At 65.6% G+C, this 23,362-nt stretch carries 22 protein-coding genes; 13 read left to right on the top strand and 9 right to left on the bottom strand.

Features of this window, described 5'->3' with window-relative positions:
• Nucleotides 1–48: 48 nt before the first annotated feature.
• Nucleotides 49–642 (bottom strand): bifunctional nicotinamidase/pyrazinamidase, encoded by a 594-nt coding sequence (gene pncA, locus ABFK29_RS01160; RefSeq protein ID WP_005858372.1) that lies wholly within the window; start codon nucleotides 640–642, stop codon nucleotides 49–51.
• 110 nt (nucleotides 643–752) lie between these two features.
• Here pncA and ABFK29_RS01165 point away from each other — a divergent pair, with 110 nt between their 5' ends.
• Complete coding sequence (locus tag ABFK29_RS01165; protein ID WP_005858373.1) at nucleotides 753–1,970, top strand: Hsp70 family protein; 1,218 nt, start codon at nucleotides 753–755, stop codon at nucleotides 1,968–1,970.
• 39 nt (nucleotides 1,971–2,009) lie between these two features.
• Nucleotides 2,010–2,945 (top strand): rhodanese-related sulfurtransferase, encoded by a 936-nt coding sequence (locus ABFK29_RS01170; protein ID WP_005858374.1) that lies wholly within the window; start codon nucleotides 2,010–2,012, stop codon nucleotides 2,943–2,945.
• 140 nt (nucleotides 2,946–3,085) lie between these two features.
• On the opposite strand, the gene fliP is transcribed toward ABFK29_RS01170, so the two are convergent.
• Genes fliP through fliF form a run of 4 tightly spaced genes read right to left on the bottom strand, consistent with a single transcriptional unit; the run spans nucleotide 3,086 to nucleotide 6,334 of the window.
• Nucleotides 3,086–3,823, bottom strand: a complete 738-nt coding sequence (gene fliP / locus ABFK29_RS01175) for a flagellar type III secretion system pore protein FliP (RefSeq protein ID WP_005858375.1) — start codon at nucleotides 3,821–3,823, stop codon at nucleotides 3,086–3,088.
• A gap of 3 nt (nucleotides 3,824–3,826) precedes the next feature.
• On the bottom strand, nucleotides 3,827–4,114 hold the full coding sequence (locus tag ABFK29_RS01180) for a FliM/FliN family flagellar motor switch protein (protein ID WP_005858376.1): 288 nt from the start codon (nucleotides 4,112–4,114) through the stop codon (nucleotides 3,827–3,829).
• Entirely contained in the window at nucleotides 4,107–4,721 is a 615-nt protein-coding gene (locus ABFK29_RS01185) for a hypothetical protein (protein ID WP_005858377.1), read from the bottom strand. The genes ABFK29_RS01180 and ABFK29_RS01185 overlap by 8 nt, the downstream gene beginning before the upstream one ends.
• The gene (fliF, locus tag ABFK29_RS01190; RefSeq protein WP_040604519.1) at nucleotides 4,718–6,334 is read right to left on the bottom strand and encodes a flagellar basal-body MS-ring/collar protein FliF; all 1,617 of its coding nucleotides are present in this window, start codon (nucleotides 6,332–6,334) and stop codon (nucleotides 4,718–4,720) included. The genes ABFK29_RS01185 and fliF overlap by 4 nt, the downstream gene beginning before the upstream one ends.
• A gap of 115 nt (nucleotides 6,335–6,449) precedes the next feature.
• Between fliF and ABFK29_RS01195 the strand changes: the two genes are divergently transcribed.
• From ABFK29_RS01195 to ABFK29_RS01220, 6 genes are all read left to right on the top strand, one after another.
• Complete coding sequence (locus tag ABFK29_RS01195; protein ID WP_005858379.1) at nucleotides 6,450–6,971, top strand: flagellar basal body-associated FliL family protein; 522 nt, start codon at nucleotides 6,450–6,452, stop codon at nucleotides 6,969–6,971.
• 12 nt (nucleotides 6,972–6,983) lie between these two features.
• Nucleotides 6,984–7,328, top strand: coding sequence for a hypothetical protein (locus ABFK29_RS01200; protein ID WP_005858380.1), 345 nt, complete (start codon nucleotides 6,984–6,986; stop codon nucleotides 7,326–7,328).
• A 9-nt stretch (nucleotides 7,329–7,337) separates the two neighbouring features.
• Nucleotides 7,338–8,000, top strand: coding sequence for a MotE family protein (locus ABFK29_RS01205; RefSeq protein WP_005858381.1), 663 nt, complete (start codon nucleotides 7,338–7,340; stop codon nucleotides 7,998–8,000).
• 134 nt (nucleotides 8,001–8,134) lie between these two features.
• Nucleotides 8,135–8,683 (top strand): L,D-transpeptidase, encoded by a 549-nt coding sequence (locus tag ABFK29_RS01210; RefSeq protein WP_005858382.1) that lies wholly within the window; start codon nucleotides 8,135–8,137, stop codon nucleotides 8,681–8,683.
• Nucleotides 8,680–9,828 carry a geranylgeranyl reductase family protein gene (locus tag ABFK29_RS01215; protein ID WP_005858383.1) on the top strand — a complete coding sequence of 383 codons (1,149 nt, stop codon included), beginning with the start codon at nucleotides 8,680–8,682 and terminating at the stop codon, nucleotides 9,826–9,828. The genes ABFK29_RS01210 and ABFK29_RS01215 overlap by 4 nt, the downstream gene beginning before the upstream one ends.
• A 90-nt stretch (nucleotides 9,829–9,918) precedes the next feature.
• Complete coding sequence (locus tag ABFK29_RS01220) at nucleotides 9,919–10,113, top strand: hypothetical protein (protein ID WP_157136457.1); 195 nt, start codon at nucleotides 9,919–9,921, stop codon at nucleotides 10,111–10,113.
• Nucleotides 10,114–10,128: 15 nt separating this feature from the next.
• Here the strand turns inward: ABFK29_RS01220 and ABFK29_RS01225 are convergent, their stop codons facing one another.
• Entirely contained in the window at nucleotides 10,129–10,806 is a 678-nt protein-coding gene (locus ABFK29_RS01225) for an arylesterase (protein WP_005858385.1), read from the bottom strand.
• 15 nt (nucleotides 10,807–10,821) lie between these two features.
• Between ABFK29_RS01225 and ABFK29_RS01230 the strand changes: the two genes are divergently transcribed.
• The 5 genes from ABFK29_RS01230 to ABFK29_RS01250 all read left to right on the top strand — a co-directional run bounded on the left by ABFK29_RS01230 (nucleotide 10,822) and on the right by ABFK29_RS01250 (nucleotide 17,885).
• The gene (locus tag ABFK29_RS01230) at nucleotides 10,822–11,517 is read left to right on the top strand and encodes an ABC transporter ATP-binding protein (RefSeq protein WP_040604471.1); all 696 of its coding nucleotides are present in this window, start codon (nucleotides 10,822–10,824) and stop codon (nucleotides 11,515–11,517) included.
• Entirely contained in the window at nucleotides 11,514–14,030 is a 2,517-nt protein-coding gene (locus ABFK29_RS01235) for an ABC transporter permease (RefSeq protein ID WP_005858387.1), read from the top strand. Before ABFK29_RS01230 ends, ABFK29_RS01235 begins: the two co-directional genes overlap by 4 nt.
• A 188-nt stretch (nucleotides 14,031–14,218) precedes the next feature.
• Complete coding sequence (locus ABFK29_RS01240; RefSeq protein ID WP_005858388.1) at nucleotides 14,219–15,097, top strand: inositol monophosphatase family protein; 879 nt, start codon at nucleotides 14,219–14,221, stop codon at nucleotides 15,095–15,097.
• Nucleotides 15,098–15,181: 84 nt separating this feature from the next.
• A complete protein-coding gene (locus ABFK29_RS01245) occupies nucleotides 15,182–16,417 on the top strand; it encodes a putative DNA modification/repair radical SAM protein (protein WP_040604520.1) in 1,236 nt (411 codons plus the stop codon).
• 1 nt (nucleotide 16,418) lies between these two features.
• Entirely contained in the window at nucleotides 16,419–17,885 is a 1,467-nt protein-coding gene (locus tag ABFK29_RS01250) for a UdgX family uracil-DNA binding protein (protein WP_005858390.1), read from the top strand.
• Here the strand turns inward: ABFK29_RS01250 and ABFK29_RS01255 are convergent.
• The 3 genes from ABFK29_RS01255 to gltX form a co-directional block, all read right to left on the bottom strand.
• The gene (locus ABFK29_RS01255) at nucleotides 17,872–18,813 is read right to left on the bottom strand and encodes an NAD(P)-dependent oxidoreductase (protein WP_005858391.1); all 942 of its coding nucleotides are present in this window, start codon (nucleotides 18,811–18,813) and stop codon (nucleotides 17,872–17,874) included. The two genes, ABFK29_RS01250 and ABFK29_RS01255, sit on opposite strands and share 14 nt — an antisense overlap.
• A 131-nt stretch (nucleotides 18,814–18,944) precedes the next feature.
• The gene (gene gcvP, locus ABFK29_RS01260) at nucleotides 18,945–21,788 is read right to left on the bottom strand and encodes an aminomethyl-transferring glycine dehydrogenase (protein ID WP_005858392.1); all 2,844 of its coding nucleotides are present in this window, start codon (nucleotides 21,786–21,788) and stop codon (nucleotides 18,945–18,947) included.
• Nucleotides 21,789–21,951: 163 nt separating this feature from the next.
• Nucleotides 21,952–23,271 carry a glutamate--tRNA ligase gene (gene gltX / locus ABFK29_RS01265; RefSeq protein WP_005858393.1) on the bottom strand — a complete coding sequence of 440 codons (1,320 nt, stop codon included), beginning with the start codon at nucleotides 23,269–23,271 and terminating at the stop codon, nucleotides 21,952–21,954.
• Nucleotides 23,272–23,362 lie beyond the last annotated feature (91 nt).

Genomic DNA, 23,362 nt, shown 5'->3' on the forward strand with positions numbered 1-23,362 from the left:
AACCATAGAAAGCCTCGATTTCATGGCAAAACGCTGTTGCGTGAAGCGTCACTCCAGCGTCACGCCTGCCTGCATCATACTCTCCCGCGCCGCCTTCAACGAACCGTCGAGGTCGATGGCGCGACACAGATCTTCGCGCACCGCAACCGAGAAGCCCAGTCTGGCGGCATCCACGGCAGAGTAGTTCACGCAGAAATCGGTCGCGAGGCCGACCAGCGTCAGCCTGTCGATCCCACGGGTACGCAGGTAGCCCTCCAGTCCGGTCGGTGTGGTGTGGTCGTTCTCGAAAAAGGCGGAATAGCTGTCGATGGCGGAACGGAAGCCCTTTCGGATGATCAGATCGGCGCGGTCCGTCTCAAGCTCCATGTGGAAATTCGCGCCCGGCGAGGCCTGGATGCAGTGGTCGGGCCAAAGAACCTGCGGCCCGTAGGGCATGTCGATCATCTCGAACGGCGCTTTGCCCTCGTGCGCCGAGGCAAACGAGGAATGCCCTGCCGGATGCCAGTCCTGCGTCAGGACGACAGCGTCGAATTCCGCCATGAGCGCGTTGATCGGCTGGACGATCTCGTCACCCTGCGCGACTGCGAGCGCACCGCCGGGGCAGAAATCGTTCTGGACGTCTATCACGATCAGCGCGTGCATGGCCTGTCTCTCCGTCTGGCTACCGGATTCTACCCTAGGGTGCCCCAATGGGAATTGCCATGCCCGCTTGACGGCGCTATGCCGCACGCCTTTCAACGCGGAGGATTCTCATGGCCCGGCTCGGACTGGACTTCGGTACGTCGAACACCGCCGCCGGCACGATGGCCGGGGACAAACCCTATGTGATCCCGCTGGAGCAGGGCGCACAGACGCTGCCAACCGCGGTCTTCGTGGATTTCGCGGAACGCCGCTACACCTATGGGTCCGCCGCCGCGCGGGCGATGCGCGAAGGCGCGGAAGGCCGCTTCATGCGCGCGCTTAAGTCGATCCTCGGCACGCCGTTGGCCCGTGAACCGCGCCGTCTTTTGAACGAGCGCATCACCCTGATCGAGGTCATCGCCCGCTTCCTGACGGAAATCCGCACCCGCGCCGAGGCGCACACCGGCCTGACCTTCGACACCGCTCTGTCGGGTCGCCCTGTAAGGTTCCACTCCGCCTCCGAAGAGCGCAACGCAGCCGCCCTGGAAGACCTGACGGAGGCCTACATGATGGCCGGGTTCAAGGCCGTGGATTTCCTGCCGGAACCGGAGGCGGCGGCGCTGGCCGCGGATGCCGAAGGCCGCCTGTTGATCGTCGACATCGGCGGCGGGACATCGGACTTCACGCTTTGCGACCGCACGGGCGACACCATGCAGGTGCTGGCGTCCACCGGTATCCGGCTGGGCGGCACCGACTTCGACAAGGCGCTAAGCCTTGCCTATGCGATGCCGCTTTTCGGCTACGAGGCAGAGATCGGGGCGGAACTCGGCTCCCGCACGCATGCGGCGCCAAAGGCATTGTTCCACGATCTCGCCTCGTGGGAGAAAATCCCCTTCGTCTATGACTCCGCTCTGTTGCGGGAAGTGCAACGCTGGATCCGCCTCGCTCCCGATCCGGAGCCCTTCGAGCGATTGGCCGAGGTGCTGGAAAGCCACCTGGGCCACGATGTGGCCTATGCCGTCGAGGCCGGGAAGATCGCGGCCAACGCTGCGCCCGAAGGCCGCATCGACCTGCGCGAGGTGGAACGCGGGCTTGGCGTGGCGCTGGCGCAGGACGCGATGAACCGGACCTTGGCGGAGTTTGCGGACCAGATCTCGGCCCAGGCCCTGCTGACCCTGTCAGAGGCAGGCGCGGCGCCTGCCTCCGTCGACAAAGTGGTGTTTGTCGGTGGCTCCAGTCTGTTGGGCGCAGTCCGCGGCGCGATGGTGCGTGCGCTGCCCGATGCCGAACCCGTGGACACCGAAGTCTTTACCGCCGTGGTTCACGGTCTTGCCATTGCGGCAGATTAGCCGATTGCCTGAAACCCGCCCGGAACGTACCTGAGACCCATGTTCACCGTTTGCGCCCTGTACCACTTCACCCGCTTCGACGATCCCGCCGCCCTGCGCGGGCCGCTTCTGGACCTCTGCCGTGCCGAGCACGTCACCGGCACGCTGCTTCTGGCGCGCGAGGGGATCAACGGCACCGTCGCCGGACCGCGCTCCGGGATAGATGCCGTGCTGGCGCACATCCTCAAACTGCCCGGTTGCGCCGATCTGGAATGGAAGCTGTCGACCGCGGCGGAACGGCCCTTCGCCCGCATGAAGGTGCGGCTGAAGAAGGAGATCGTCACCATGGGCCAGCCGGACGTCGATCCGAAGGCGCGGGTGGGCCACTATGTCGAACCGGCGGACTGGAATGACCTGATCCGGTCTCCGGACGTGGCGGTGATCGACACCCGCAACGACTACGAGATCGCCATCGGCACCTTCGAGGGCGCGGTCGATCCCGAAACCGCGACCTTTCGCGAGTTCCCGGAATGGTGGGAGAAGAACAAGCACCGCTTCCACAACAAGCGGATCGCCATGTTCTGCACCGGCGGCATCCGCTGCGAGAAATCGACGAACTTCCTGCTGGGGCAGGGTGTGGAAGACGTTTACCACCTGAAAGGCGGCATCCTGAAATACCTTGAGGACGTCCCGGAGGCACAAAGCACGTGGGACGGCGCCTGCTTCGTCTTCGATGGGCGGGTTTCGGTGGAACACGGGCTGAAGGAAGGTCCGCACGTGCTATGCCACGCCTGCCGCCGCCCGATCCTGCCCGAAGACCGCGCGCGGCCCGAATACGAGCATGGCGTCTCTTGCCATTTGTGCGTGGACGAGACTTCCGGCGAGGACAAGGCCCGGTTCCGCGAACGGCAGAAGCAAATCGCGCTGGCCCGGACCCGGGGCGAGCGGCATCTGCACGCCGACGAGGACGACCACCCGTTGGAAGGTTTGTCCTGACAGCTTTGCCTGGCGGCCCCGTGGCCGGACGGCGCGTTGTCATGTCCATGGCGCAGACGAATACGCAACGAGGGTGGCGCGAAGCCCCACCCTACAAGCGGTTCCGCCCGGCAAGACCGGTCACGCGATGACGCAGGCCTTCAGAAATACCCGCGCACGAGGCTGCCTGCCAAAAGGCTCCACCCGTCGGCAACGACGAAGAAGGCCAGCTTGAACGGCAGGGACACGATTGCGGGCGGCACCATCATCATGCCCATCGACATGAGCACGGCAGCGACTACGAGGTCGATGATCAGGAACGGCAGAAAGATGAGGAAACCGACCTGGAAGGCCCGGGCCACTTCGGACAGCATGAAGCTGGGCACGAGCACGGAGAGCGGCGCCTCCGGTGCCAGCACCGTCTCCCGCGCGTCGGGGCGCAGGTCGGCCATCGCCCGGTAGGTGTCGGGGTCGGTCCGCCCGGCCATGAAGTCCCGGAACGGCGCAAGCGTCCGGATCGCCGCCTCTTCGACCTCGATCTGCTCTTCGATCAGCGGCTGCACGCCGGTATCCCACGCCTCGGTGAAGACCGGCTCCATCACGAAATAGGTCAGGAACAGCGCGAGGCTGACGATCAGCATGTTGGGCGGGGATTGCTGCAATCCGACGGCCTGCCGCAGGATTGCGAGCACGGTGACCATGAACGGAAAGCAGGTCACCATGATCGCGATCCCCGGCGCGAGGCTGAGCAGCGTGATCAGCAGGATCAGTTGCACGGAGGTCGCGGTGACCGATCCGCCGCCAAGGTCGATCGAGATGTCCTGTGCCGCCGCGGGCAGGCTGAGCGCGACCAGCGCCGCCACCGCGATCAGGGCCGTTCTGGCCGTGCGGGTCCACATGGATCAGGCCGGTGTCTGCAGGTCGACCACTTCGGTCAGCCGGACGGCAAGCTGGCCCTGTCCGTCCCCCTCGACCACCTCCAGCACACCGATACCGATCAGCTTTTCGCCGACATACAATTCCACCGGGTCGTCCAGTTGCTTGTCCAGCGCCAGAACCGAGCCCTCGTTCAGCTGCAACAGTTCCCGGACCAGCGGGCGTGCCTTGCCGACCGACACTGTGATTTCGATCGGAACGGAGGTGAACGGCGTTGCGCCCGCCTCCCGTCCGGATGTCTGGGCGTTATCCATGGCTCAGTTTCCTTTGCTTGTCGTGGGCGAAGCCCTGTACCGCCTCTGCAACCGAGGTGATCAGGTCGCCCAGGTCGATTTGCCGTTCGTGCTGGCCGAAACGGATGTCGGCCTGTTCCTCACCGAGTGTGTCATCCGCCACGATCCGCACCGGGAAGTTGAAGTCCTGCGCCAGCATCGGCTCGACCGAAGCGACCTTTTCCGGGGCCACGGCGACCTCCACTTCTGCCATCCCGATCTCCGACGCCATGCGGCCGAGGGTTTCGGAAATGTGCCGCCCGAGGGTTTCCTTCGCGATTTGCGGCAGTAGGGCGGTGACCATCTCTTCCAGCAGCGGCGTAAGTTCGGCGATCATGTGGCCGTAGGCTTCGTTGTAGGTGAAGGACAGGTCCTGAAGGTGCTGCCCGAACGTGCTGGAGATCCGGTCGCGATCTTCCGTATGCGCCTTGACCGCGTCGTCCCAGCCGGCCCGATATCCCTTCTCGAAGGACTCGAGCTTCTGGCCCGCCAGCTCGGCTTCGCTGACCTGCGGTTCGACCGGACCCGGCAACCCGACGTGCGACGCGCGGGTGCCGAAGTCCTCCAGAAGTTCCTGAAGGGCGGTCAACTTGCACGCTCCCGGTCCTCTTCAAGCCAGCTGCGCAGGATCTCGACCGTTTCGGTCTTGCGCTCCTGGATGAGGTTGCGGAGGCGGTCGACCGGGTCCTCGTCCGGCGGAGAGTCGAAATCGACCATGCCGAGGCCGCTGAAGTCCGGTCCGTCGCCCATGACCGGCAGATCGCCGAAACCGCCGAGCGGCTCGATCTCGCCGTCAAGCGCAGGCCCGGCATCGCCTTCACCCGGTGCAGGAAGAGCGCCGGCCATCCCGGCTTCGCCACCAGCGCCGCGTGCCAGCACCGGACGGACGACGAACAGGCCGAGCACAAGGGCGACCAGCGCCAGCACGCCCATCTGGATCAGCCGCATCGTGTCGATCACGCCGGTAAAGAGACCGGGTTCGAGCGGGCCAGTGCCCAACCCTTCGGGACGTTCGAACGACAGGGACTTCAGCGTGATCTGATCTCCGCGCTCCTCGTCGTATCCGACGGCAGAGGCCACGAGGTCGCGCAGCGCCTGCAGTTCGTCTTCGGGCAGCGGTTCGAAGGTCTGGTTGCCGTTGCCGTCCTCCGTGTAAGTGCCGTTGACAAGCACCGCGACGGTCAACCGCTTGATCGCGCCTGGAACGCGGGTGATCTCGCGCGTTGTCTCCGACACCTCGAAGTTCACGCGTTCCCGTGTTTCGGCCTTCTGCGACGAAGAGGTGTCGCCACCGCCCGCGTTGCCATCCGGCAGGTTGGAGGCCACGGTCACGTTGCCGCCGCCCTGATTTTCCGAACGGTCGGTGCTTTCCTCCGTATCGGTGGAGATCACGACCCGTCCCTCCGGATCGAAGCTGCGCGAGCGGATCAGTTCGCTTTCGGTGACAGTGTCGACACTGACCTCGACCACAGCATTGCCGACGCCGACGCGCGCCTCCATCAAACGTTGCACGCGGTCGCGCAGCAGGGCGGCCTTGTCGTCGGCCGTGGGACCCGCGCCATGCTCTGCCTCCGCCCCGATCAGGCCGCCTTTCCCGTCGATGACGGCAACGCCCTCCGGTTCAAGGCCCGGGACGGCAGAGGCCACGAGGTACTTCAGCGCCCGCGCTTGCTGAGCCGATAGCGTTCCGCCCGTCGTGGTGACGGAAATCGAGGCCGTCGGCGTCACGTCGCGCTGGAAAGGGTTGGCGGAACTGTTGGCGATATGCACCCGCGCAGACGCAATCTGGGGGTTGGAGACGATGGTCCGCGCCAGTTCCCCTTCCTTCGCGCGCCAATAGGCCGCGTCGAACATCTGGCTGGTGGTGCCGAAGCCCGACAACCCGTCGAGCAGTTCGTACCCCTGCCCCCCGTTCGCCGGCAGCCCCTCGCTCGCCAAGGTCAGGCGAAGCCCGTCTCGATCCGAATCGGGGACGAAGATGGCACCACCGCGAATGTCGTACTGCACGCCACGGGCCTCGAGCGCCTTCACGACGTCGCCCGCGGCACCGTTTTCGAGCCCCGCGTAAAGCAGCGAATAGCTTGGCGCCGATGCCAGCCTGGCAAGCCCCCACACCGCAAGAACCATCGCCAACGTCGCCCCGAGGACCACCATGCGCTGGCGCCCGCCGAGAGCACCCCAACTGTTCAAAATCTGGTTCAACCTAGCCTCCATCCAAACCTTCTGTTCGGTTGCGCCGAGTTTTGACCCATTCGACTTAACAATCAGTTAGCCCCTTTCAGCCTATAAACGCGGTGTAGCGAAAAAGAGGTTTGGCATGTCTGACGCCACCGTCGACGAGGACGGCCAGGAAGAGAAGAAGCCGTCGAAACTGCCGATGATCATCGGGGTCGTGCTTGCCCTTGCGGGGGCTGGCGGGGGTTTTTTTGCCGTCCAGTCGGGCCTTCTTGGCGGCGGTTCGGATGCGCATGCCGAAGACGCGGCTGCGGGCGCTGACCATGCCGAAGACCAGGAACACGTCGAAACCCCCGCTTTGCCGAAGGTCTCTTTCATAGAGGTGCCGCAGGTCATGGTGTCCCTCGGCCCGGGCGGCCATTCACAGCACCTTCGGTTCCGCGCATCTCTGGAGGTGCCGGAGCAATATGCCGCCGATGTGGAAGTGATCCTGCCCCGGGTGCAGGACGTCCTGAACAGCTATCTTCGCGCGTTGGAAGCGCGCGATATCGAAGCGCCCGGCGCGCTTGTCCGGCTCCGGGGGCAGATGCTCCGCCGGGTGCGGCTTGTCGCCGGAGAGGACAGGATCCGCGATCTGCTTGTCCTCGAATTCGTGCTGAACTGAAGGATTGAGAATATGGATATGATTGCCGACATCCTGTTGGTGGCCGGAGCACTTGGCGCGGGTTTCTACTGTTTCATCCTTGCCCGGCGGCTGACGAAATTCACCGATCTCGAAAACGGCGTGGGCGGGGCCGTGGCCGTGCTGTCCGCACAGGTCGACGACCTCACGAAGACGCTGGATGTGGCGCGTGGAAGTGCAGGGGAATCGTCCCGCTCGCTTCAGGAACTGACAGAGCGGGCAGAGGACGTTGCCCGACGGCTGGAACTGCTGGTCGCCTCGATGCACGACCTGCCGCAGAACAGCGCGCCAACGAAGGAATCGGCAGAGCCGGTCTTTGTCCGCCATCCGCGCAACTGAGGGCCCACCATGTCCAAGCAGAAAACCAACGCAAAAACCGCGCCCGCCAAACCGAAGCGTCCGCGCCGCAAGCAAAAAGGGGCGCTCGCGGCCATCGGCGCGCTGCTTCTCGCCTCGGCCGTCGTGCGTGTCGGCGCCGGTGCGAGCCAGGCCCTGGCCCGTGAAGAGGCCGCCCCGGTCCAGCATGAAGCCGAAGCCGAGCACGGCACGCAGGTCGCGGCTGACACACGTCACGAAACGGACCAGGCCCCGCCCATGGCCGAATCCGACATCCTGCCGCTGATCAATGCCCTGAAGGCGCGGGAGGCGCGGGTCCGCAAGCGGGAAGAGGCGATAGATGTTCGGATGCAGGCGCTCTCCGTCGCCGAGCAGGAGATCGAGCGCAGGATGACCGCGCTGGTCGACGCGGAAGAACGGCTCAGGGAGACGCTGACCCTTGCCCGCACCGCGGCAGAGGACGACCTGACCCAACTCACGGATGTCTACGCCAAGATGAAGCCGAAGCAGGCGGCCGCGCTCTTCCAGCAGATGGATCCGCAGTTCGCCGCCGGATTCCTGTCCCGGATGCGTCCCGATTCGGCGGCGGCGATCATGGCCGGGATGGAGCCTGAGACCGCCTATCTGATCAGCGTCATCCTGGCCGGGCGGAACGCGGATGTTCCCAGGGAGTGAGCGAAGCTGTGGCCGCAAAGCCACGGTTTCCGCGTGACGCACAGCCAAGTGACCACTGCCTTCGCTGGCCCGGGATTGATTTTCCTCACCCTTTTGGCCACATCAATCAGGTCTCCCGAAAAGTGAGTACCGCCATGATCACCCGCCGTTCCTTTGTCGCCGCCGTGGCTGCGACCGTTGCAAGCCCCGCGCTTGCGTTCCAGCTCGATCCGACTCTGCGTCCGCAGCGCGTCGGCATCCGAAAGGACCTCGCTCCGGGGCAGATCCTGATCCTGCCGGCTGCGCACTTCCTGTACTACATCGACCAGCCCGGTGCGGCGATGCGTTATGGCGTGGGTTTCGGCAAGGCGGGTCAGGCGATTTCCGGTGAGTTCTACGTCGGGTCGAAGAAGGAATGGCCGACTTGGCGCCCGACCGACGCGATGATCGAACGCGATCCGGGCAGCTACGGCAAGTTCAAGGGCAACGACTATGTCCAGCCGGGCGGTCCGGGCAATCCGCTGGGCGCACGGGCACTCTACCTGTACCGCGACGGTCGCTACACGTACAACGCGATCCACGGCACGACCTCGCCGGAATCCATCGGGCGTTCGGTCTCCAACGGCTGCGTGCGTATGATCAACGAACACGTGATGGACCTTTATCCGCGCGTGAATGTCGGCACCAAAGTCACCGTTCTTTGACCACCCAAACAGTCGACCTGATCGTTATCGGCGCCGGCCCGTCCGGCGCCGCTTGTGCGAGGACCGCCGCCAAGGCCGGTCTCGCGGTTGCGCTGGTCGACAAGCAACGGTTTCCGAGGGACAAGCTGTGCGGCGGAGGTCTGACTGGGCGCGCTGTCCGGCACTACGCCCGCATTTTCGACCGCGCTTTGCCGGACATCCCCCTGACCTGCCGCGACCGCTTTCGCTTTTTCGCTTTCGGCGAGGATCTGGGCGGCGGGGAGAAGGCGCCCCCGATCCACCTGATCATGCGCCGCGATTTTGACGCCACGCTCGTCGCCGATGCCCTGTCTGCCGGGGCGGGCGACTTCACGGGACGGACGGGTAGACTCGACCCCGCGGGGCCGGCCGTCGACCTGCCCGGCGTCAGGCTCACCGCCCCGTTGATCGTCGCGGCGGACGGCGTCAACAGCCCCATCGCCCGGCTGCTTTTCGGGGCGGCCTTCGACCGGGAGCGCATCGGGTTTGCGCTGGAAGTCGAGCAGCCCGGAAACGCGGCGGATGTGCCGCTGCGTATCGACTTCGGGGCCGCAGACTGGGGGTATGGCTGGCAGTTTCCGAAAACCGGCGGCACCACGGTCGGCGTGGGCGGAATCATGGCGCGCAACGCGGACATGAAGGCGGCGCTGCGCGGCTATCTCGAATCGCTCGGGATCGCCGACGGCCTGCCAGTGAAGGGCCAGTTCCTGCCGTTCGGGGATTTCCGCAAGACACCGGGCGCAGGCCGCATCCTACTGGCCGGCGACGCCGCCGGACTTGTCGATCCGATCACCGGAGAAGGCATCGGCCACGCGCTGCACAGTGGAGAGTTGGCCGGACTGGCAGTGGTGCGCGCGTTGTCGTCGGGGCAGCCGGACAAGGCGCTGGCGCACTATCGCCAGTCCTTGCGACCGCTCCACACCGGGCTGCGGCAGGCCCGGGTCCTTCGTCAGCTCATGTTCCGGGAAAGGCTGAGGCCTGCCTTCATCTCCGGTTTCCGCCGGTCGCGCAGCCTGCGGCGAGAGTACCTGAGGCTGCTTGCGGGCGAAACCGAGTACGGAGAGATCATGCGCGCCATGGCTTTAAGGATGCCGGGTTTCGCATGGCGGGCCCTCCGCGGTGGGTGAAAAAAACATGTGCGCGCCACCAAAACGCCCAAATTTTTTAAGAACTTATTAATGCCTCAAGGTCTAACTTGAGCCAAAAGCGGAGATACCATGGCAGTCATTGCTCTCATCACAGGAAGTCTGTTCAGCGTAGTGTTCGCCGCCATGGCGTTTGCACTGACCGACATGTCTTTGCTGACGGCAATGTCGGTTCATGTCGTGTCTTCGTTGATCGCAACCATGGTGCTGCTCTCTCCGGTCATCCTGAGCGACGACAACCACGATCACGAATCATCATTCTTCTGACGACCCGGCGCAGGGTCACGACCCGATCCGTGCGATCAACTCCTCGACCTTGGGGCCGACCACACTGACGATGCGTTTGACGCCATCCGCGTTCGGGTGAATGCCGTCCGCCTGCATGACGGCAGACCGGTCCTCCGGCACATTTCCGTCTTCCATCAGCCCGGCAAAGAAACTGTCGAGGTAAAGCGTCCCGTATTCCTCCGCCAGCTCGGGGTAGAGAGAGTCGAAATCTTCCTTGTAGGCCGCCCCGTAATTGCCCGGCGCCTGCATGCCGATCAGCAGCACTTCGACGTCGTTTTCCTCTGCCACGTCCAGAATGCCCTTCACATTCGCGCGAGTCACGGCAGGGTCTATGCCGCGCAAAAGGTCATTGCCGCCGAAGGTCACGATCATGCCCTCGATCTCCGGCGTCAGGGACCATTCGACCCGGGACAGCCCCCCGGCCGAGGTGTCGCCGGACACGCCCCCGTTGACCACACGCACGTCGTGGCCGTGCTCTGTCAGCCATTCGCGCAGTTGCGGGACAAAGCCGTCTTCTTCTATCAGCCCATACCCCTGCGTAAGGCTGTCGCCCAACGCCAGCAGGTGAATCGTCTCGGCGGCGGCCGAAACAGGCTGTCCGCCGGCCCAGAGGGCAAGGACCGCAACCTTGCTGCACCCACACAAGACACCATATGTCACTTTCGGAAACATCGTGGAGCGCTCCTTATGTCATCACCCGTTCTCTCCCTCCAAGATGTCACCCTGAGCCTCAGGGGCAATGCCGGGATGGTCGAAATCCTGCATGGCATCACGCTCGACATACCGGAGGGTGAGACACTCGGCCTCGTAGGGCCGTCCGGGTCCGGCAAGTCCTCTTTGCTGATGATCATGGGTGGGCTGGAGCAGGCGACCTCCGGCACCGTGATGGCGCTGGGACAAGACCTGACCCAAATGGACGAGGATCAGCTTGCCCGTTTTCGTCAGGGCAACCTTGGCGTGGTCTTTCAGCGCTTCCACCTGATCCCCACGATGACCGCGCTTGAAAACGTCGCGACGCCGCTGGAACTGGCCGGCAACCGGGCCGCTTTCGAGAAGGCGGCAGAGATGCTGGACAAGGTCGGCCTCGGCCACCGGGCCGATCACTACCCCGCGCAGATGTCCGGCGGTGAACAGCAGCGGGTGGCGCTGGCCCGCGCGTTGGCGCCGGAACCGCGCATCCTTCTGGCAGACGAACCCACCGGCAACCTCGACGGCGCGAACGGGCAAGCGATCACGGACCTGCTGTTCGGCCTGTCGCGCGAACACGGAGCGACGCTGGTGCTTGTCACCCACGCGCCCGAGCTTGCCGCGCTCTGCGACCGGACGATCCACCTGCGCGATGGCCACATCGACCCCGACCAGGCGGCGAGGGCCGCGGAATGAGCCTGCGCACAGCCGCCCGCTTTGCCCGTCGGGAACTGCGCGGCGGGTTGTCGGGCTTCCGCATCTTCCTCGCCTGCCTCGCGCTGGGGGTGGCGGCCATCTCGGGTGTCGGCTCTGTCCGGTCCGCTATCGAGGCCGGGCTGACCGACCAGGGGGCGATCCTTCTGGGTGGCGATGCGCAGGTGAAGCTGACCTACCGCTTCGCCACCGACGAGGAACTGGCGTGGATGGACAGCGTCGCCGACCGCGTGTCGGAGGTGACCGACTTCCGCTCCATGGCCACCGTGCCCCGCGAGGACGGCACTGACCGCGCCCTGACGCAGGTGAAATCGGTGGACGACGCCTATCCGCTGCTCGGCGAACTGGTGCTGGACCCCGCAATGCCCGTGAGCGAAGCGCTGGCCGACCGGGGCGGCGTCATGGCGCGCGTGCTGGCCGACCGTCTGGGGCTGGCGCCTGGCGACACCTTCCGGCTGGGCGACGGCGTATTCACTCTGCGCGCCACCATCGTGACGGAACCGGACGACGCGGGCGACGGCTTTGGCCTCGGCCCCCGGACCATCGTCGCGACCAGTGACCTCGAAGGCAGCGGATTGCTGGCGCCGGGTTCGCTCTACGAGACCGAGTACAGGCTGGATCTGCCCGACGAGGCCGACCTCGACGTGGTCGCCGCCGACGCGCTGGGACGGTTCGAAGAGAACGGCATGCGGTGGCGGGATGCCCGCAGAGGGGCGCCCGGCGTGGCCCGTTTCATCGACAGGCTGGGGCGGTTCCTCGTGCTGGTCGGCCTGTCGGGCCTGGCGGTGGGCGGCATCGGGGTCTCTGCGGCGGTGCGGGCCTACCTGGCGCAAAAGACTTCGGTCATCGCGACACTAAGGACGCTGGGAGCGACCCGGCAGACGATCTTTTTGACCTATTTCCTGCAGATCGGCGCACTGGCCCTGCTGGGTATCGCCATGGGACTTGTCCTCGGCGCCGCCGTGCCTTTGTTGTTCGCCCCGATCATTCAGGACGCGCTGCCGATCCCCACGGTGTTCACGCTCTACCCTGCCCCGCTGCTGGAGGCCGCCCTGTACGGCGTCCTGACCGCCGCGCTCTTCACGCTCTGGCCGCTGGCCCGAGCCGAGGAGGTGCGCGCCGCGACGCTGTTCCGCGACGCTCTGGGCAGCGCACGCGTCTTTCCCGCACGCCGCTACGTGATCGCCACCGTCCTTCTGCTGGCGGTGCTCGTGCTGGCGGCGGCGCTGTTTTCCGGCAGTCCGGAGCTGACGCTCTGGACAGCGGGCGGTATTCTCGGGTCGCTGATCCTGCTGTCCGGTGCGGCGCTGCTGATCCGTGCCGCGGCACGGGGCAGCACACGCGCCGCACGGGGCCGCCCGGCCCTGCGGTGGGCACTGGGCAGCATCGGCGGACCACGGGAAAGCGCATCCGCCGTGGTGCTGTCACTTGGTCTGGGGCTGGCCGTCCTGGCAGCCATCGGGCAGATCGACGGCAATCTGCGCACCGCGATCCAGCGCGAGCTGCCGGACCGCGCGCCGTCCTACTTCTTCGTCGACATCCAGAAGGACCAGATGCCCGGCTTCCTGGAGCGTGTGGAGAACGACCCGGCGGTCAGCCGCGTCGACGGCGCGCCGATGATGCGCGGCGTCATCACCAGGATCAACGGCCGTCCCGCGCGTGAAGTCGCCGGAGGTCATTGGGTGGTGCGCGGCGACCGGGGCATCACCTATGCCGCACAACCGGATTCCCGCACCACCGTCACCGCCGGGACCTGGTGGCCAGAGGACTACAGCGGGCCGCCGCAAGTCAGCTTTGCCGCCGAGGAGGCCGAGGAAATCGGGCTGAAGCTTGGCGACGCCATCACCATCAACATCCTCGGGCGCGACATCGACGCGACGATCACCTCGTTCCGGGAGGTCGACTTTTCCACTGCCGGGATCGGCTTTGTCCTGACGATGAACCCGGCTGCGGTGGAAGGCGCGCCGCACACCTTCATCTCCACTGTCTATGCCGAGGAAGACGCCGAGGCGGCGATCCTGCGCGACGTGGCAGACGCGTACCCCAACATCACCGCGATCCGGATCCGGGACGCCATCGCACGCGTGACGGAGCTGCTGGAGAGCATCGGCGCGGCGATCCGCTGGGGCGCGGCGGCGACGCTGCTGACCGGTTTCCTCGTGCTGATCGGCGCGGCAGCGGCGGGTGAGACGGCGCGGACCTACGAGAGCGCCGTGCTGAAGACGTTGGGTGCCTCGCGTCGGCGGATCCTGCAGAGCTTTGCCCTGCGCTCGGCACTGCTGGGCGGGGCCGCGGGGCTGGTGGCCTTGGCGGCCGGCATCCTGGGCGGCTGGGCGATCATGACCTTCGTGATGGAGGCCGATTTCGCAGTGGTCTGGCCAAACGCGCTGGCCGTTGTGGCAGGGGGTGTCTTGGCGACGCTGGTGGCCGGGTTGATCTTTGCCTGGAGGCCGTTGTCGGTGCGCCCGGCCGCAGTGCTCCGGGCCAGCGAATGAGGATCGCCCCGGCTGCGCCGGGCCGGCCCGCACGGGCCGTGCCCGCGCATGGGGGCTCTGCCCCCGCTCCTCCGGAGCGCCCCCGAGGTATTTTGGCCAAGATGAAGCAGGCCCGCAGCGCTTCGTGCACTTGAACACCGCGACAGGGGCTGGCAGGTCTGATTGCGACCGCAGAAAGAGATGTTGAAATGACCGACACGCTTCCGATGCCCATCACCGCGCCGTTCACGCCGGCGCAGCGTTCCCAGATCATCAACCTGATCCGCCGTGCCGCGCGGACAGAGATCATGCCACGGTTTCGCAGGCTTTCTGCGCATCAGGTGGCCGAGAAAACCGGGGCGCAGGACCTTGTGACGGAGGCCGACAAGGCTGCGGAAGAGATGATCGCGCGCGGGTTGCAGGGCATGTTTCCGCATGCGCTGGTGGTGGGTGAGGAACATGCGTCGGCGCATCCGGAGATCCTCGACCGGATCGGGGATGCGGAACTGTGCTTTACCATCGATCCCGTGGACGGCACATGGAACTATGCCAAGGGGCTGCCGCTGTTCGGGGTGATGTTGTCGGCGCTGCGGTTCGGGGTGCCCGTCTTCGGTCTGCTGTACGATCCGGTGGTCAACGATGTCATCCTGGCCGATTCTGAGAACCCCGCGATCTTGCAGATGCCGCGCGGTTTGCGGCGCGAGGTGACGACGTCTGACGGCGGGCCCATCGAGGAGCTTGTCGGTTTTGTGCCATTGTTTCTGATCCCTTCCGAGAAACGCGGTCAGATGGCGGCGGCGATGACCCGCTTTGCCCGGGTGAACTCCCTGCGGTGCGCATGCCATGAGGCGCGCATGGTCGCTCAGGGATACGCCGATTTCGTCCTGTTCTCGAAACTGACGGCGTGGGACCAGCCGCCGGGCGCCATCGTCATGAAGCAGGCGGGTGCGCATGTTGCAATGCTGGACGGGTCCGAGTACCGCGCCGACATGACATCCGGCTATTTCCTTGCGGCCAGCGATGCGGCGACATGGGGCCGGGTGCGGGACCTCTTCGACTTCCTCCTGGATCCGGTCGACGGTAGCTGATGAAGCGTCAGCGCCGGTTCGCCTGACGCAGGCGTGAATGCTCTCATCTTGTTCTCATTTGTTTGAAAACATATGATGAACATCATGGCTGGAAAAACGCTTGAGCAGAAACTGGCGATCCTGTCGGACGCCGCGAAATACGATGCCTCCTGCGCGTCCAGCGGGGGGCAGAAGCGCGATTCCCGCGACGGCAAGGGGATCGGCAGTACAACCGGGTCCGGCATCTGCCACGCCTATGCGCCCGACGGACGCTGCATCAGCCTGCTCAAGATTCTGATGACCAACTTCTGCGTCTACGACTGCGCGTACTGCGTGAACCGGGTCAGCAGCAACGTCGAACGGGCGCGCTTTTCGCCCGAGGAGGTCATCCACCTGACGCTCGAGTTCTACCGCCGCAATTACATTGAGGGGCTGTTCCTGTCGTCGGGCATCATAAGGTCGCCTGACGACACCATGGCCAACATGATCCGCATCGCGCGTGGTCTGCGAATGGACCACCATTTCCGCGGCTACATCCATCTCAAGACAATCCCCGACGCCGATCCGAAGCTGATCGAGGAGGCCGGGCGCCATGCGGACCGCCTGTCGATCAACGTCGAGCTGCCGACGGACAACGCGGTGAAGGACTATGCGCCGGAGAAGGACCCCGATCAGATCCGGCGCGCCATGGCCGACGTACGCGTGCTGAAGGAGGCCGCGAAGGAGCGGACGCACACCGGGCGCCGCGCTCCGAAGTTCGCGCCTGCCGGCCAATCGACGCAGATGATCGTCGGCGCGGACGGCGCCAGCGATGCGACGATCCTGCAAAGCTCCATCCGGCTTTACAGTTCCTACCGGCTGAAACGTGTCTATTATTCGGCCTTTTCGCCGATCCCCGACGCCGCCGCGAAGCTGCCGCTCATCAAGCCGCCGCTGATCCGGGAGCATCGGCTGTACCAGGCCGACTGGCTCATGCGGTTCTATGGCTTCGACGTGGCCGAGATCACCGCCAACCGGGTGGACGGCAACCTCGACCTGCAGATCGACCCGAAGCTGGCCTGGGCGCTGGCCAACCGCGATAGCTTTCCGGTGGACGTCAACCGTGCCCCGCGCGAAATGCTGCTGCGGGTGCCCGGTTTCGGAACGAAGACCGTGGGCCGCATCCTGAACACGCGCCGCCACCGGACGCTGCGCTACGACGACCTCAGGCGCATGGGCGCCAACCTGAAGAACGCCCGGCCGTTCATCCATGCATTGGACTGGACGCCGCGCGCCCTGACCGACACCGAAGACCTGCGGGCCCGGTTCATGCCGCCGCCCACGCAGCTTTCGCTGTTCTGAGATGCACAGTGTCGTCCTGCCCCGCATCGGGACTTTCGACGCATGGCGCGCAGCCGCCCGCGCGTTGCTGTCTGGCGGTCTCCCGCCGGAGGACATCCTGTGGTCGCATGGGGCGCAGGCGGACGACCTGTTCGGTGGCGACAGCCCTTTGCCCGAAGCCAAAGGCCAGATCACTGTGCCGACAGCTTTCCTGCCGCTGGCGAAGCTGGCCGTCTGGCACCGCGATCCCCAGCGGTTCGCGCGGCTCTATGCCATGCTGCACGCCCTTCAGAACGACAAGCGCCTGCTGGAGGATCGCGCCGATCCGCGTGTCGGGCGGCTGAACGCCATGGCGAAAGAGGTATCGCGCGACAAGCACAAGATGACCGCTTTCGTGCGTTTCCGCGAGGTCGGTGATCCGCGTGCCAACCGCCGCGCCTTTGCCGCCTGGTTCGAACCGACACATTTCATCCTCGAACCCACGGCGCCGTTTTTTGCGAAGCGGTTCGGTGACATGGACTGGTCGATCTACACGCCGGATCTGACCGCGCATTTCGACGGCGACCTGACCTTTGCCGAAGGCGCGCCGAAGCCGCCCTTCCCCGAGGACGCGACGGAGGAGCTTTGGCGGACCTACTTCCGGTCGATCTTCAACCCGGCAAGGGTAAAGCCGAAGGCGATGCAGGCCGAGATGCCAAAGAAGTACTGGAAGAACATGCCGGAGGCGCAGCTGATCCCCGAGCTTCTGGCGCAGGCCGATGCGCGCGCGACCGCGATGGCGGCCGACGCACCGACCCTTGCCCCCGCGCGCGCTGCCCCGATCCTCGACCGGTTGCGCGCCGAACAGGCGGCGAAGCTCGACACCCAGGATGCGTTTCTGACCGCGCTGAAGAGCTGCCGCCGCTGCCCCTTGTGGGAAAGTGCGACGCAACCGGTCGCAGGCGAGGGGCCGGAGGATGCCGCACTGATGTTCGTCGGCGAACAGCCCGGCGACACGGAGGACCTGACAGGGCGTCCTTTCACTGGGCCTGCGGGGCAGATGTTCGACAAGGCGCTTCAGGTGAACGGCATCCGGCGCCAAGAGGCGTTCGTCACCAATGCGGTGAAACACTTCAAGTTCAGGCCGCGCGGCAAGCGGCGGCTGCACCAGAATCCGGACAGGGACGAGATCGCGCACTGCAAGTGGTGGCTCGACCTGGAAATCCAGCGTGTCGCGCCGCGGCTGATCGTGGTCATGGGCGGCACCGCGCTGCAAAGCCTGACCGGATCGCGCGAAGGGCTGCTGAAGCGCCGGGGCCGGTTCGAGCATACACCGGAAGACACCCCGATCCTCGTCACCGTGCATCCCAGCTACATCCTGCGCCTGCCCGACGAGAGGCTGCGCGCTGAAGAAACGGCCCGGTTTCTCGCCGATCTGGCGCTTGCGGCGCGCTGGCTGGCAGGCGACGCGCCCGACAGGACCGCCGGCGCATCGCCTAGCCGCGCGTGACCTCGTAGCCCGGTTCCTCCGGTTCCGTGTCCACAAGTTCGGTCGGGAAACCGTCGGCAAGGATGCTGAGACCCGTCGCCTCTTCCAGCCGTTCGATGATACGGTCGGACTGCGCCCGTATTCCATAGCGCCGCTGCCCGTCGGACATAATGTCGATGATGAGCGGCGAGATCTCCAGCGGTACACCGCCCTGGTCGGCAAGCTTCTGGAACAGGCCGATGTCCTTCTGCACAAGGTCCATGGTGAAGTTCACATCGCGCGATCCCGACAGGATCAACTGGCTTTCGGTCTCGTGCACGAAGGACGTGCCGGAACTGATGCGGATGGCCTCGTAGGTCGTGGCAAGGTCGATCCCAGCCGCCTTCATCGTTGTCAGCGCCTCGCACAGCGACAGGAGGTTCACAGTCGCCAGATAGTTGGTCATCACCTTCAGCTTCGACGCCGATCCCAGCGGCCCGGTGTGCAGGATGCGTCGCCCGAGGTGCCTGAGCAGCGGCAGGACATGCTCCACCCCCGCCCGCTCTCCCCCCGCGAAGATCGAGATGTTGCCCGTGTCGGCCCGGTGGCAGCCGCCCGAGACAGGGCATTCCACCGCAAGCCCGCCGGTGGTCGCGACCTGCGCGCCGAGGCGGATGACCTCGTCCGCGTCGGTGGTCGACATCTCCATCCACGTCTTGCCCGGCCCCATGTGCGGGATCATTTGCGTTACAACGGCGTCGGACGCAGCGGGCGAGGGCAGGCAGGTGATGACCACTTGGCAGGCGCGCATCATCGCGCCGGGGTCCTCGCTGGCGGTCGCCCCGCGTGCCACGAACCCCTCGACAAGGGCCGCGTCCAGATCGTGCACCATAAGGTCGATGCCGTTGCGCAGAAGGCTGCCCGCCAGCTTGCCGCCGACGTTGCCCAGACCGATGAACCCGACTTTCAAGCTGACACCCCTCCATCGAAGAACCGGGCCGGGATGTGATCCCGACCCGGCCGATTCCCATGTCTCACTGTGATCCGACCGGACCCGGCGCGTAAAGCCACGCCTGCGCCGGGCGGTCGTTTTCCTGCGGCCTACTCCGCCGCCTCGGCGATCTCGTCCATCGGCGGGCAGGTGCAGATCAGGTGACGGTCGCCATAGACGTTGTCGACGCGATTGACCGGTGGCCAGTACTTGTCGACCCGGAAGGCCCCCGGCGGGAAACAGCCCTGTTCGCGCGTGTAAGGGCGGTCCCACTCGCGAACGAGGTCCTCCATCGTGTGCGGCGCCATCTTAAGCGGGTTCGTGTCCCGGTCGATCTCGTCCTCCTCGATGGCGCGGATCTCGTCGCGGATCGCCAGCATCGCATCGCAGAAGCGGTCGAGTTCGGCCTTGGTCTCCGACTCCGTCGGTTCGACCATCAGTGTTCCGGCCACCGGCCAGCTCATCGTTGGGGCGTGGAACCCGGCGTCGACCAGGCGCTTGGCGATGTCCTCCACCGTGACGCCTGCGCTCTTTTCGAACGGGCGCACGTCGAGGATGCACTCGTGCGCGACCCAACCCTTGTCGCCGCGGTAGAGCACGTCGAAGGCGCCATCCAGCCGCTTGGCGATGTAGTTGGCGTTCAGGATCGCCACGCGCGTCGCCTGCGTCAGCCCCTTGCCGCCCATCATCAGGCAATACGCCCAGGAGATCGGCAACAGCGACGGCGATCCGAAAGCCGCCGCGCTGACGGCGCCGTCACCACCGTTCGGATTGCCCGGCAGGTGCGGTGCAAGATGCGCCTTCACGCCGATCGGACCCATGCCGGGACCGCCGCCGCCGTGCGGAATGCAAAAGGTCTTGTGCAGGTTCAGGTGGCTCACGTCGCCGCCCAGATCGCCGGGCCGCGACAGGCCGACCATGGCGTTCATGTTGGCCCCGTCGATGTAGACCTGCCCGCCGTGCTCATGGGTGATCGCGCAGACCTCCTTTACGGTGCGTTCGAACACGCCGTGGGTGGAGGGATAGGTGATCATGCAGGCCGCCAGCGCGTCCGAGTGCTTTTCGGCCTTCGCGCGGAAATCGTCGAGATCGATGGAGCCCTTGGCGTCGCACTTCACTGCCACGACCTTCCAGCCGACCATCTGGGCCGAGGCCGGGTTTGTCCCATGCGCGTTGACCGGGATCAGACAGACGTTGCGCTGCCCCTCGCCGCGCGCGCGTTGCCAGTCACGGATCGTCAGAAGACCCGCGTATTCGCCCTGCGCGCCAGAGTTCGGCTGCATCGAGATCGCGTCGTAGCCGGTGATCTGGCACAGCTTGTCGCTGAGGTCGCCGATCAGTTCGGAATACCCCGCCGCCTGATCCTTCGGCGCATAGGGATGGATCATCGAGAATTCGCGCCACGACACCGGCATCATCTCGACAGCGGCGTTCAGTTTCATGGTGCAGGACCCCAGCGGGATCATCGCCCGGTCGAGCGCGAGGTCACGGTCGGCAAGACGGCGCATGTAGCGCATCATCTCGGTCTCTGCCCGGTTCATGTGGAACACGTCGTGCTGCAGGTAGGACGAGGTGCGCACCAGGTTCTCGGGCAGCCGGTATTCCGACTCTGCGGGGTCGTCTTTGCGGACAAGGCCGAAGGCGCGCCAGACCGCCTCGATCGTCTGCGGACGGGTGCGTTCGTCCAGCGTGATGCCCACCTTGGTCTTGCCGACGCGGCGCAGGTTCAGGCCCTGCTGGACCGCTGCCTGCAGGACACCGCGCTGCAAGAGGCCCACGTCCACCGTCACCGTGTCGAAGTAGACGTCCGGCTCCACCTTGAAGCCTGCCGCCTCCAGCCCCTTGACCATCCGCACGGTTTTTCGGTGGATCCGCTGGGCGATGGCGCGCAGACCCTTCGGCCCGTGGAAGACGGCATAGAACGAGGCCATGACCGCCAGAAGCGCCTGCGCGGTGCAGACGTTCGACGTCGCCTTTTCGCGGCGGATGTGCTGTTCGCGGGTTTGCAGCGACAGGCGGTAGGCGCGGTTGCCGTGGCTGTCCACCGACACCCCGACGATCCGCCCGGGCATCGCGCGCTTCATCTCGTCCTTGCAGGCCATGTAGGCGGCGTGCGGGCCACCGTAGCCCACCGGCACGCCGAACCGCTGGGTAGAGCCGACCGCGATATCCGCGCCCATGGCCCCGGGTTCCTTCAGCAGGCACAGCGCCATCGGATCGGCGCTGACGATGCCCACGGCCTTCGCCGCGTGCAGGGCGGCCATCTGGTCGCTCAGGTCGCGCACGTGGCCGAAGGTGCCGGGGTACTGGAAGATCGCGCCAAAGACCTTCTCCGCCTCCAGATCGTCCGGCGCGCCGACGACGATCTCGATCCCCAGCGGCTCTGCCCGGGTCTTCATCACCGCAATGTTCTGCGGGTGGCAGTTCTCGTCGACGAAGAAGGCTTGCACCTTCGACTTTGCCACGCGCTGCGCCATGGTCATCGCTTCGGCGCAGGCGGTTGCCTCGTCCAGAAGCGAGGCATTGGCGATCTCCAGCCCGGTCAGATCGCAGATCATCGTCTGGAAGTTCAGAAGCGCCTCAAGCCGGCCTTGCGAAATCTCCGGCTGGTAGGGCGTGTAGGCGGTGTACCACGCCGGGTTTTCGAGGATGTTGCGCTGGATCGCCGGGGGCGTGATCGTGCCGTGGTAGCCCTGACCGATCAGCGAGGTCAGCACCTTGTTCTTCTGGGCCACCGAATGCATCCGATGGATCAACTCGCGTTCCGACAGAGCCTTGCCAAAGTCCAGTTCGCCATCCCAGCGGATGTCTTCGGGCACCGTCTCGGCGATGAGCTGGTCGAGATCGTCGACGCCAAGGGCCGAGAACATCTGCGCCATCTCGTCCGGCGAAGGACCGATGTGGCGCCGGTTGGCGAAGTCGTAAGGCAGGTAGTCGATCGGATCGTAAGTCATGCGTTGTCTCCATCCGCGTCTTGCGGGACAGCGCGCTTTCTGCGCCCGCCCCATATGTCGCGACGCCGGAGTCCCGCGGGACTCGGGCGTTTCCGATAGGAAACGTAGCATAGCCGCCGCAGGGACTTACAGGCCCCGCGGCGGAGAAAGTGATCCGAAAGTCTTAGCCGGGGCGCTTCTGCAAAAGTTGCATCACGTCGGCCATTTCCGGCCCCCGCTCCAGCCCCGTCACGGCCTTGCGCAGCGGCATGAACAGGCCCTTGCCCTTGCGGCCGGTGGCCTCCTTCACGGCACCGGTCCACTGGCTCCAGGTGTCGGGGCCGTAGGGCGGTTCGCCCAGAATGCCGAAGGCTTCGGCGACAAAGTCCTTGTCCTCGTCGGCAACCAGCGGCGTGGCGCCGTCGCGGAACAGCGCCCACCAACCCGGCATGTCCTTGCGGGTGGTGATGTTCTCGCGCACGACCTGCCAGAACAACTGTGCCTTGTCGTCCGGCACACCCAGCGCACGCACTTCGTCGGCGACGGCCTCGTAGGGCAGCGCGTGCATCTTCTTCGCCGTCAGCGGGTACAGGTCCTCGACGTCGAATTTCGTCGGCGCCGAGCCGAACTGCGACAGGTCGAACCCCTCCGCGATCTCGTCCATCGACATCCGCAGCTCCACCGGCTGCGACGAGCCGAGCCGCGCCATCAGGGACAGCAGCGCCTCCGGTTCCACGCCCGCCTCGCGCAGGTCGCGCAGCGCCAGCGTGCCCAGTCGTTTTGACAGCGCCTCGCCCTGCGGCCCGGTCAGCAGCGAATGGTGCGCAAAGGCCGGGGGCGTGCCGCCCAGGGCCTCGATGATCTGGATCTGCGTCGCGGTGTTGGTGACGTGGTCGTTGCCACGCACGACGTGGGTGATGCCCATCTCAATGTCGTCCACAACCGACGCGATGGTGTAGAGCACCTGCCCGTCCGCGCGGATCAGCACCGGGTCGGACACCGATGCCGCGTCGATGGAAATCGGGCCAAGGATGCCGTCTTCCCATTCGATCCGTTCCTGGTTCAGCTTGAAGCGCCAGACGCCGTCACCGCGCTCCGCCCGCAGCTTCGCCTTTTCGTCGTCGGACAGCGCCAAGGCCGCCCGGTCATAGACCGGCGGCTTGCCCATGTTGAGCTGCTTCTTGCGCTTCAGGTCCAGTTCGGTCGGCGTTTCCCATGCCTCGTAGAAGCGGCCCATTTCGCGTAGTTTATCGGCGGCCTCGGCGTAGCGGTCCAGCCGCAGCGACTGCCGTTCGATCCGGTCCCAGGTGATCCCCAGCCATTCGAGATCCTGTTTCAGCGCGTCGACATAGGCCTCCTTCGACCGCTCCGGATCGGTATCGTCGATCCGCAGGACGAAGGTTCCGCCGCTCTTCCGGGCGATCAGAAAGTTGAACAGGGCGGTGCGCAGGTTGCCGACGTGGATGTAACCGGTGGGCGAGGGTGCGAAACGGGTAACGGTCATGATGGGTGCCTCCTGACGAGGCGCGGTGTTTTCACACAAAGGGCATTTTGTCTAGATATGGCAGTCTGAGCCGGGATATTTCCGCTTTGCG

Origin of the sequence: Sagittula stellata E-37 (genome assembly GCF_039724765.1) — a bacterium.
Taxonomy (GTDB): Bacteria; Pseudomonadota; Alphaproteobacteria; order Rhodobacterales; family Rhodobacteraceae; genus Sagittula; species Sagittula stellata.